The sequence below is a fragment of the Desulfovibrio sp. SGI.169 genome (assembly GCF_050313595.1).
In the GTDB taxonomy this organism is placed as follows: Bacteria; Desulfobacterota; Desulfovibrionia; order Desulfovibrionales; family Desulfovibrionaceae; genus Desulfovibrio.
In genome coordinates, this window is the sequence record NZ_JBNPLS010000025.1 from 24,508 (window position 1) to 34,387 (window position 9,880).

Below are 9,880 nucleotides of genomic sequence, written 5' to 3' on the forward strand. Positions count from 1 at the left end.
TGGCCTCAGTTTTCACCGCCGGTTTGCGGCCCGCCGCACCGGGCCTCGGGGCGACCGGCTTCATTCCGACGCGCGGAGGCGGCGGGCAGACCAAGAGGCGTCTGCGGCCTGACCTCGCCAGTGCGGCTTTCCGCCCTGCCCCTGTCGGCCTGGGCCGCGTCTTTGATCTTGTTTTCGGGATAGGCGATGCGTTGATGGAAAATGCCCGTCAGGATGCGCTGAAAGTTTTCGCTCAGAAAATGCAGATCCTTGAAGGTCAGCTCCGACTCGTCCAACTGTCCTTCCGAGAAGATTCCCTTGATGATGGCGTCAATATGACTTTTGATGCGCGCGGGCGTGGGGTCGCTCAGGGTGCGGCTGCTGGCCTCCACGGAGTCGGCCAGCATAAGAATAGCCGCTTCTTTGGTCTGCGGTCGCGGACCGGGATAGCTGAAATCAGACTCGCGCGGCTTCTCGCCCAGATTAAGGGCTTTCTGGTAGAAAAAGCGGATCAGCCGCGTGCCGTGATGCTGGCGGATGATGTCTGTAATTTCCTGTCCCAGCTTATACCTTTCGGCAAGTTCCGTGCCCTTTTTGACGTGCGAAAGCAGGATCAGGGCGCTCATGGAGGGCGCCAGCTTATCGTGCTTGTTGGGGCCGCCAAACTGGTTTTCAATGAAATATTCAGGATACGACAGCTTGCCCACATCGTGATACAGGGCCGCCACCTTGCAAAGCAGGCTGTTGGCCCCGATGGCCTTGGCTCCGGCCTCGACCATATTGGCAACCACCAAAGAATGATGATAGGTGCCGGGAATGGTGACCATCAATTCCTGCATCAGGGGTTGCTCCAGACTCATCAGCTCCATAAGGCGAAAACGCGTGCTGTAGCCGAACGTCAGTTCCAGCACCGGACTGACGGCAAAAAGCAGAATCAGCGAAAGCAGGCTGTTGATGGCCACGGCGGTCAACTGCATGGGTATTTCCGCCGGGTGCGTCTGGGCCAGCAGGGTCGTGCCCAGCCAGACAAGAATCTGGCCCGCGGTCAGGGGAATGACGCTCCAGACCACATCCTGGCGGCTTTGCGCGCTGGTCACAAGCCAGGTGGCCAGCATGCCGCCCAAAAAGTAATAGATGAAAAGCGGAAAGTCCGCCTGAAGCATCAGCATGCAGAAAAAGGAAAGCAGCAGACCCATTGTGCAATAACGCCGGGCCGCGAAAACCATAGCCACCAGCCCCACGGCCCCGGCCACCGGAAAGGCGGCGGCAAAAGAGTTGAACAGACTCACGCTGTCCATACGCAGGCTCAGCAGATAAACGCTTTTGGCCCCGATGCCGAATAAAAGCAGCAACAGCGAGATGAGCAGCATATCCTTGCAGCGCAGGGGCGTGCCGGGCTTGCCGCTGGGGGCCACAAAAAAGCCCACGGCAAGCAGCATCGCGCAAAGAAACGCGCCGCCCGCCGTGCTCCAGCGCATGGGATCGGCGGCGGATTTGTACAGCGTCTGCAATTTGATCTGCTGCTCACGGCTGACGCGCTCGCCTTTGCGCAGCACCAGTTCGCCTTTCTGTATCTGATAATAGACCGGCTCCACCGTGGCCACCACGGCCGCGCCGCGTTTTTGGGTGGCCTCGCGGTTCAGAGTCAGGGAGGCGGGCAAGGTGGCCGAAAGCAGAATATTGATGGCCCGCCGCGACTGCGGATTGAGAATGGGAACCTGCCTGATCTGCGAGGATATTTCAGCCAGAAAGGATTGCACGTCCGGCAGTGAATTAATGTCCGACCGCAAAATTTCCGCATTGGTGTCCAGGTTGCGGATGATCGCGCCTGAACGGGCCACGCGCGCGGCGCGGATGTCGCCCACCAGGCCTTCGATCATGCGCTCGCGGATCTGCGGCAGCAATTTTTTGAGCAGATAGGTCTGCACTTCCGGCAACGACAATTCCGGCAGCACTTCGTCAGCCACGGCCGGGGTCAGTTCCTCCACAAGGCGCTGCAAAGCCTGTTCGGGCGCGGAACGGTGCTCACCACTGTTCAGGCCGCGCAGAATCTCCAGAATCCGGCTCTGAAACTGCGTGTAGGGTTCAAGACTCAGATCGTAGACCGGCGGCTGCAAAAGAAGAACCTGCTTGCGCCGGGCCTTGGTGGCCTGTGAATCCTCCACCAGCATGTCCCGGTCAGCGACAACGTCATTTTCCGCAACCTGTCCGGCCACATAGACCCGCTGCGCGGCCTCGAAATTGGCTCCGGCCAGCAGGGAAAGAAAAAGCAATGTGCCGATCAGCGCCCACAGGCCCCAACCGCAATGATGCCGCGCCTTCAGCGTATGTATAAGCGCCAGGATGCTAGCCGGACGCGCCGTCTTTTTCCGCGTGGTCATAAGCGCTGACAATGGCTCCTACAAGGGGGTGACGCACGACGTCGGCCTTGCTGAAACGATGAATGGCAAGACCGGACACGTTATGCAGGATGCCCAGGGCGTGGATCAGGCCCGAACGCGGCTGCGCGCCGCCGGGCTGCATGGGCAGATCAATCTGGGTGGTGTCGCCTGTGACAACCATGCGTGAGCCGAAGCCCATGCGCGTCAGAAACATTTTCATCTGTTCCTGAGTGGTGTTCTGGGCCTCGTCCAGAATGACAAAAGCGTCGTTGAGCGTGCGGCCGCGCATGAAGGCCAGCGGGGCCACCTCAATGGAACCCGCCTCCAGCATGGAGGCGACCTTGGGCTGGGGCATCATATCATGCAAGGCATCATAAAGCGGTCGCAGATAAGGGTTTACCTTCTCGGCCAGATCGCCGGGCAGAAAGCCCAGCCGTTCGCCCGCCTCCACCGCCGGGCGGGTCAGCACAATGCGTTTGACCCTGTGCTGCTGAAGCATGGACAGCGCCATGGCAACCGCCAGATAAGTCTTGCCCGTACCGGCCGGGCCTACGGCAAAAACAAGTTCATGTCGCCGCAGAAGCTCCAGATAGCTCTTCTGGGCCACATTGCGCGCGGTGACGCTTTTGCGCGGCGTATTCACAAAGACGGCATCACGGAAAATCTGACCAAGATTCAGGCCGGGATCGGCCCTGAGCATGTCATAGGCGCGGGCAATGTCCTGCCGGCTCAGCGTCAGGCCGCCGCGCAGCAGATCGTAAAGCTGCACAAAGACATTGCACAGGCTCCGGCGCACATCATGATCTGGGCTTTCAATAAAGATGCTGGCCCCCCGGTTGCCAATGCGCGCGCCGCTGGCCACAGCCAGCAGGTCAAGGTGCTCATTATGGGGGCCGAAAAGCTGGCTGGCTAGGGCGGGGTCATCAAACTCCACAGTCTCCAACAAGGAGGAATATACTGCCATAAGGCATTCTTAGCCTATTCCAGCGGTTCTGTCCATATTTTCAGAAAGCCCCTCCGGCCGCGGCCAGGCTCGAATGCTGGCTGCTCCATTTCTGGCCTGATATTTGCAATATATTTCATGGCGGCCCCGCACACGGGCGCGGGTAAAATCTGCCGGGAGGAACCATGAGCGTATCAGGCATCAGCAGCTACACCAACGCGCTGTTTCAGTGGCAGGGCCAGCAGTTGAAGGGGACGACTTCGGGCGGCTCCAAAAGCTCTTCCTCAAGCGGCCTGGAGAGCCTTTTCGGCAACACGTCCATGACCAGCCAGCTTTCCAGCATGATTGAACTGACCAAATATGCCATGGACGCCATGGGGCTTGCCAGTGACAGCCGGGTGACATTCAATCAGATCGCCAAATATCGTGAACAGTTACAGTCTGAATTCAGCAAAGGCGTCAAGGATGGTCTGGCCCATATGGGCATTTCGGACATCACGGGACTGAGCTTCAGCCTGGACAAAAACGGCGCGCTGAACGCGCTGGGCGACAACGCTTCGGACAGAAAGGCCGCCCAGGCCTGGCTGGACGCCAACCCCACGCTGGGCGTGGAATTGCGCAACGCCCTGACCACGGCGGGCATTGAGCCCGAAGAGGCGGTGGAACTGCGCCTCGGTGTTGGCGGCAAACTGAGTGTGGTCAACAGCGCTGCCGAAACTATTCAGGCCGCGCTGGACGGCGAGACAAACCTGAGCGCAGACCTGCGCAACGCCCTGGAAAACATGGGCGTGGACGTGAGCAAAGGACTAAACTTCAAATTTGATGATCAGGGCAATCTGGCTGTCAGCGGCGACTTGGAACAGGCCGAGACCGTGAATCAGTGGCTGACGGCCAACCCGGCGCTGGCCGACGCCGTCAAGACGCAACTGGAAAAGCGTAATGTGGACGCCTCCGCCGTGACGCTGCGCCTGAGCGGAGAGGGCAACGTCAGAATAAGCGTGAACAATGCCGACCTCAATGACATTCAGGCGGTGCTGGATCAGCAGAGCGCCGTGGGCAAAAACATCCGCGACGGACTGGACGGCCTGGGCGTTGACCCGAACATCAATTTTTCCATTCAGGTCAATGATGACGGCAGTATGACCATCATCAGCGACCATGCCGATCGCGACAAAGTACAGCGATTTTTTGACGAAAACCCCGATCTGGTCAAAAAATATCGGCAGATAGAGACGCTCTCCGGCATTGATGACGCCCGCAAAGCCATGCAGCTCGCCCCATCAGATATGCGCAAGCGCATTCAGATTGAATCCATGTCCGCCTGGTGGGCGAACTCAGGCAACGCCAACTCCTATTTCGGCAATTATTCCGACGGCAATCTTTCCTTGCTGGCCGGGCTGAACCTCAGTGTTTAGGCTCAGGACTCATGATGACAATGGCGGCGACGCCTTTTTCACGTCCACGACTTCCCCGGTTTGCGGGTCCACCTTGTGCAGGTCGATGATGGCCTGCGCGAGGTCCACTTCCTGCTGTTCGATGCCGGGGTCGGCGTCCTTGGCCCCCCGGAACCAGTTTTCATCCTCATGACAGCTCCTTTGATGAGGTTGGGTTTTGGGGTTATGGCGCTGCCGCAATCGCCAGCGAGGGGCGACCGTCCATCGGCAACGCGCACATTGACAACTTCAAGCTGCGGAAGTATCTTCTCTTCAAGAGAGACGGCATTGTCTCGCATGATCAGGCTTAGACCTGAAGGCGGGGAGACAGAGCCGTCTTTTTTTGTGTCATGTGCCCCTTCCCCGCCATTTTTCTTGTCCCTTTCATGCGCCATACTGTATGCACTGTATTTTGGATTTGCGCCCCGGCGTTCGACGACATCAACAATCGCTTCTTTCCCGCCTTCGCTTGTCTCGACTCGTTTTCTGTACTCATGGAACGCCACAGCATCATCCGTGCGCTCCTTATACAGATCACTTTTTTTGTAGGCACCTGTAGCAATAATATCCGGCATGTGTGGCACAAGTTCCGCTTTCAGGGCATCACGGTTCATATTCCGCTTGATTTCCTGCCATGTTCCGCCCGTGAAGCAGACCTGAATGGATTCACCGGCCGCCTGTGTTTCCACATGCCGCCCCTGAAGATTCTCCCGAAAATATTCGCGAGCCGCCTGCTGATGATTGCCTTGCTTTTCTCTCAGCAGTTCCTGATACCGGGCCGTATCCGGCCTGGTAGATGCCAGCGGCGTTGACTGATAGCTGTATCCGGACTGGCCCACATTGCCCTTGAGGACTTCCCCGGTCTCTGTATCCACCTGATATTTCTTGCCGCCCTTGGAAGTACGCCAGATTGCCGCGTCGGCCACCACCACGTCCCGCCCGGCGCGGCCTTCCTCCACCAGCGCCACATGATTGCCCCGGATGTTGCGCATGATGAAGTCGTATTCCACCCCCTCGTACTGGCCCGGCGTGAAGTCCGGCTCGTAACGGTAGGCGCAGGAAAGCTCGCGGAAGGAGCCGTCCTCGATGGCGTCAATGGCATTACCGTCCCAGACGGTCAGCGGCGCGTCGATGTAGGGCGCGTTCCACACCGCCTTGCCCACGGCGCCCACGCGGGTGAGCTTTTCCGGGGCGTCCGCGCTGTCCGGGTGGTGCTCGATGTGCAGCGGCAGGCCCGCCCAGGTGGGCAGCGACCGCCGCAGTTCCTCCGGGTCGCGGAAGCCGTAATAGATGCGCTCCGGGTCAAGGCCAAGGCGTTCGCATCCGGGAATTTCCCGGCCATAGTACGGGTTCACCGTGGCTTTGGTGATGTGCGAGGAGGCGACGTGCAGAAAGCCGTTCTCGTCCACGCTGCGGGCGCTGGGGGCCGCGTCGAAGGTCAGGCTTGTATATCTCATGCGTTGGCTCTCTCCAGCAGCTTTTGAATCTCCGGCGTCATCTGGTCGCCGAACTCGGGAATGAAGGAACGATATTCGCACTGGCAGGCCACCAGTTCGCCGGGAAGCACCTTGCGCCCCACCGCGCTGTCGTACAGGCCCTCCGAGAGCAGGAAGGGCTTGCCGTTCATGGCCTTGTGCGTGGCCCGGCTCGTGTGCTTGCCGGGGATGTGCACCCATACGCCCACCTTCACGCCCAGGCGTTCGTCCTCCACGCGCTTGATGGCCTCGGTGGCCTTGTTGGCCTGGTCGCGGGCAATGAGGTCGGCCCGCCGCCGCGTGACTCCATAGCGCTTTTCCAGTTCGTCGGTGAGAAAGCCCAGGTCGCGCCCGGCGCTTACGGAGCGCTGCACAAGCCCGTTGACTTCCGAAAAATACCGTTGCGGAATGGACTTGATGAGGCTGACATTTTCCTCAATGAGCGCTTGCACAACATTGTTTTTGACGCGGCTGGGGTCCATCTTCACCGTGAACCCGGCGGCCCTGAACGCTTGCTCATAGCTGTTTGTCGTGCGCTTCTGCGTTCTGGTAATGAAATCCGTGGCGATCTTCGCGGCCTCGTCGCTCCAGCGGCGCATCCAGTAGCGGAACAGACGGTTGAGCACCTTTTGCAGCATGCGCGCGGGGGAAGCGTCCTGCGCGAATTCGGGGATGATGCGGGCCTCGTCCTTGCGGTAGGCGGCCCGCAGCCACCAGACCGTGGAACGCCGCATCTCGTCGATGAGCTTGCGCAAACGGCGCTGGTAGGCGGCGCGAACGCCGGCATTGGGGTGAACCGCGCGGAGAAGTTTAGCCATGAGCCCCTTCCCGTACATTTGACTTTGCCAGGATTTGGTCTATCTTCTGAATAAAGGAACTCACGGCTCCCATGTCGGGACGACTAAGGATAGGCCCGACATGCGTAGAAGCGTGTCTTGCACTAACCTTGCCGCTGTCACCCGTGACGTTCTTTTGCTCTCCTCCTACAATATCGTAGCCCGTCAGCAACCACGTCTTTTTCTTTCCGTGTTCTTCCAGCGAGAGCACGGCTCTGTATCCATCTTTATCAAGATGGACTGTCTTGTTGCCCTTGACAAAGCGGACAATCTTCCCGTTGGCGACCGCTTCCAGCACCGGGGCAATACAGCCGCTCCCGTGGCGTTTCTCAATGTGGAGGAGCCCTTTTTTCTCGTCGCCCCTGATGATGGTCACGTCATTGGTTCCGCCATATTGCTCAAGATCATTGCGCAGGCTGGAAACAGTGGCTTCCGCCTTGCCGTTGGCAATCTCGCGCATGGCGTCTTCCACCTTGTCGCGTCTTGCGCCCTGAGCCGAAGGCGAGTCCCACTCGTTCTGGCCGATATTCCCCTTGGTGATTTCCCCGCTCTCCGTATCCAGTTCAAAGTGCTTGCCCTTTTCCGTTCTGCACCATCTGCGGGCATCCAGCGCCGCGTCGTACACAGCGCCGGCCTTGTCCACGTCATCCAGTTCGCTGCCGCCTTCCATACCCGGCGGCATCTCGCCCCCCATGCCTGCGCTTTCGGGCAGGTCATCGGGGTCGATGTCCGCAAATCCGCTGTCCGGATCGTTGGCAATGGCCGCGCGCGCCTCTTCGGCGCTGATGACGCCGCGATCCAGATACACGGCGATGGTATCGGCCCTGGTCTTTTGCTGCGTGGCCAACGCGGCCCGGTCTTCCTCACCGAGCGGCGCGAAATCGAAGCTCACGGCACGGTCGATTTCCCGGAACTCGTGCAACTGGATGCAGTCCAGCGCCTTCTGGACACCGGCCCGCAGCACCTTCTCCTGCTGACTCCTGATGTGGTCGTAGTAGTTGCGGATGGAGAGTAAGGGGGGAATACGCACAGCTGCATATCGAAGCGACAAGAGCAACAGCCAAAAGCTTTCTGGAAGAACTTATTCAGGCAGTTTCTTATAAGATTCATACAATTTTGACAGACAGCGGGATTCAGTTCACCAACCGTGAGCGCGACAAAATGGCCTTCATGACTCCGTTTGATCGGGTATCCACCTCAAAAAGCTGGCCTGGCTCTTTTTTCTGAATACCTCCTTCAAGGAGTTTGAGAGCTTTTTCTTCAACTTCTATTGAAGCGGAAGCATCTTTTTTCAAAATTTCAATGGCTTCCTTTATTTCCCCTATCGCCGCAGCAATATCTTTATTGTTGTCGGAATACGTCCGCAAGGCATACGAAACAGGTTCATATCCGCTTATTTCATTGCCGCTGTCATCGCGCCAAGTATCATACCAATTGGATTCATCGACTGTGTACGCCTTTCCGCCAAGAACATATTTTTCTTTTGAGTTTGCAAGAAACTTTCGATAGTCCTCGCTCACATTTTTATCTTTCGCGAAATACAGTCCCCAGCCATGGGCCTGTGCGCCTTCGCCCTCTCCGATATGGTCAAGCGTGAATTTGTCGAAACGGTGAGGCGTGCCGTGCCAGGCCGTCTGGAACAGCACTTGCCCGCTCCCGTCATTGACGCCGAGCCTGTCACGGAGTATGTTCATCACATCACCCCGGTTCGCTCGGGTCACGTGTCCCTTGCTTTCATCAAAAGCTCTGGCCGTGTTGAGCGATTCGGGGTTGATTATTTCTGTCAGCTCATGATCGTAAAGCGGTTTCCGTTTTGGTCTTCTCGCACAACAAATCCGACAACATAGTCTTGCCCGTCTAGCCTGATCTTGTTGGCAAAAATATGCGACATGAGCCGCGACGTTTTTGGTATGCTGTCAACATAGACGGCGCTTTCTATAATTTGCGGAATAAATGGCACGGAACGGATTAGAGTGTCGTCCCCACCGTGGGCCAAAGAATTTTTTATGCCCCGTGGTGTAACCTGGACATCCCAGCCCTGATCCGCGTTTTTGATCGTCGTTCCCTGTGGGAATACGGTACGCGCCCAATCCACGACAGCTTTGCGCGCATTTCGGCCATCCGCCGCAATAGCCTTCCCCTCTCCGAACCATTGCGAGCTGTCGGCCTCAACGCCGGGCAGCTCCGCAAAGCGCCGGGGGAGTGAGGAATCCGCAGCCATCGCGCCCTGACGGTGCGGCGTGCCGTGCCAGGCCGTCTGAAACAGCACTTGCCCGCTCCCGTCATTGACGCCGAGCTTGTCCCGGAGTATGTTCATCACATCACCCCGGTTGGCACGGGCCCACTGTCCGCCCATACCTTCGGGTAACTCGGCGTGGTTGTGCCAATCGGGGTCGATTATTTCCGTTAACTCATGATTGTAGAATCGATTTCCGTTCCCATCCTCCCGCACGACAAAGCCCACCACATAATCCTTGCCGTCCAGCCTGATCTTGTTGGCAAAAATATGTGACATCAAACGCGGTGTCTTTCTGATGCTGTCAACATGAATGCCGCTTTCTATAATTTGGGGGATAAATGGTACGGAACGGGCCAGCAAATCGTCATATCCGTGATGAAGGCTGGATTTGATTCCGTTCGGTGTTACCTGTACGTCCCAGCCTGTATCGGCGTTTTTTAATGCTGTGCCCTGCGAAAACTTTGTTTTCGCCCACTGCTGAAGCGCTTTAAGACGATCTTTCCCTTTTGATTCTATAGCCTTCCCCTCGCCGAACCATTGCGAGCTGTCAGCCTCAACGCCGGGCAGCTCCGCAAAACGCTGGGGGAGGGAAGG

7 protein-coding genes and 2 pseudogenes are annotated in these 9,880 nt (G+C 58.0%); 2 read left to right on the forward strand and 7 right to left on the reverse strand.

All coding sequences use genetic code 11. The features are described 5' to 3' along the window. Positions 1-5 precede the first annotated feature (5 nt). Entirely contained in the window at positions 6-2,360 is a 2,355-nt protein-coding gene (locus ACQRA4_RS11125; RefSeq protein WP_427823149.1) for an HD family phosphohydrolase, read from the reverse strand. Beyond that, complete coding sequence (locus ACQRA4_RS11130; protein ID WP_427823150.1) at positions 2,326-3,324, reverse strand: PhoH family protein; 999 nt, start codon at positions 3,322-3,324, stop codon at positions 2,326-2,328. Before ACQRA4_RS11130 ends, ACQRA4_RS11125 begins: the two co-directional genes overlap by 35 nt. A gap of 164 nt (positions 3,325-3,488) precedes the next feature. Between ACQRA4_RS11130 and ACQRA4_RS11135 the strand changes: the two genes are divergently transcribed. Further along, positions 3,489-4,718: a hypothetical protein gene (locus ACQRA4_RS11135; protein WP_427823151.1), complete on the forward strand. Its 1,230-nt coding sequence runs from the start codon at positions 3,489-3,491 to the stop codon at positions 4,716-4,718. A gap of 38 nt (positions 4,719-4,756) precedes the next feature. Here the strand turns inward: ACQRA4_RS11135 and ACQRA4_RS11140 are convergent, their stop codons facing one another. Genes ACQRA4_RS11140 through ACQRA4_RS11150 form a run of 3 tightly spaced genes read right to left on the reverse strand, consistent with a single transcriptional unit; the run spans position 4,757 to position 8,071 of the window. Then, positions 4,757-6,193, reverse strand: a complete 1,437-nt coding sequence (locus ACQRA4_RS11140; RefSeq protein WP_427823152.1) for a DUF2213 domain-containing protein — start codon at positions 6,191-6,193, stop codon at positions 4,757-4,759. Continuing rightward, positions 6,190-7,029 carry a phage minor head protein gene (locus tag ACQRA4_RS11145; protein ID WP_427823153.1) on the reverse strand — a complete coding sequence of 280 codons (840 nt, stop codon included), beginning with the start codon at positions 7,027-7,029 and terminating at the stop codon, positions 6,190-6,192. Before ACQRA4_RS11145 ends, ACQRA4_RS11140 begins: the two co-directional genes overlap by 4 nt. Then, positions 7,022-8,071, reverse strand: a complete 1,050-nt coding sequence (locus tag ACQRA4_RS11150; RefSeq protein ID WP_427823156.1) for an anti-CBASS protein Acb1 family protein — start codon at positions 8,069-8,071, stop codon at positions 7,022-7,024. The genes ACQRA4_RS11145 and ACQRA4_RS11150 overlap by 8 nt, the downstream gene beginning before the upstream one ends. Here ACQRA4_RS11150 and ACQRA4_RS11155 point away from each other — a divergent pair. Further along, positions 8,071-8,238, forward strand: a pseudogene (locus tag ACQRA4_RS11155) (IS481 family transposase); the annotation flags it as partial. The gene ACQRA4_RS11150 and the pseudogene ACQRA4_RS11155 overlap by 1 nt on opposite strands. Here the strand turns inward: ACQRA4_RS11155 and ACQRA4_RS11160 are convergent. Beyond that, the gene (locus ACQRA4_RS11160; protein WP_427823154.1) at positions 8,181-8,741 is read right to left on the reverse strand and encodes a hypothetical protein; all 561 of its coding nucleotides are present in this window, start codon (positions 8,739-8,741) and stop codon (positions 8,181-8,183) included. The pseudogene ACQRA4_RS11155 and the gene ACQRA4_RS11160 sit on opposite strands and share 58 nt — an antisense overlap. Before the next feature lie 89 nt (positions 8,742-8,830). Continuing rightward, positions 8,831-9,880 (reverse strand): annotated as a pseudogene (locus tag ACQRA4_RS11165) (hypothetical protein); the annotation flags it as partial.

Excerpts from the sequence above, each read along its gene's own strand:
- ACQRA4_RS11135 (WP_427823151.1), top strand. The coding sequence starts at position 3,489 with ATGAGCGTATCAGGCATCAGCAGCTACACCAACGCGCTGTTTCAGTGG.
- ACQRA4_RS11140 (WP_427823152.1), bottom strand. The coding sequence starts at position 6,193 with ATGAGATATACAAGCCTGACCTTCGACGCGGCCCCCAGCGCCCGCAGC.
- ACQRA4_RS11160 (WP_427823154.1), bottom strand. The coding sequence starts at position 8,741 with ATGAACATACTCCGTGACAGGCTCGGCGTCAATGACGGGAGCGGGCAA.
- ACQRA4_RS11130 (WP_427823150.1), bottom strand. The coding sequence starts at position 3,324 with ATGGCAGTATATTCCTCCTTGTTGGAGACTGTGGAGTTTGATGACCCC.
- ACQRA4_RS11125 (WP_427823149.1), bottom strand. The coding sequence starts at position 2,360 with ATGACCACGCGGAAAAAGACGGCGCGTCCGGCTAGCATCCTGGCGCTT.
- ACQRA4_RS11145 (WP_427823153.1), bottom strand. The coding sequence starts at position 7,029 with ATGGCTAAACTTCTCCGCGCGGTTCACCCCAATGCCGGCGTTCGCGCC.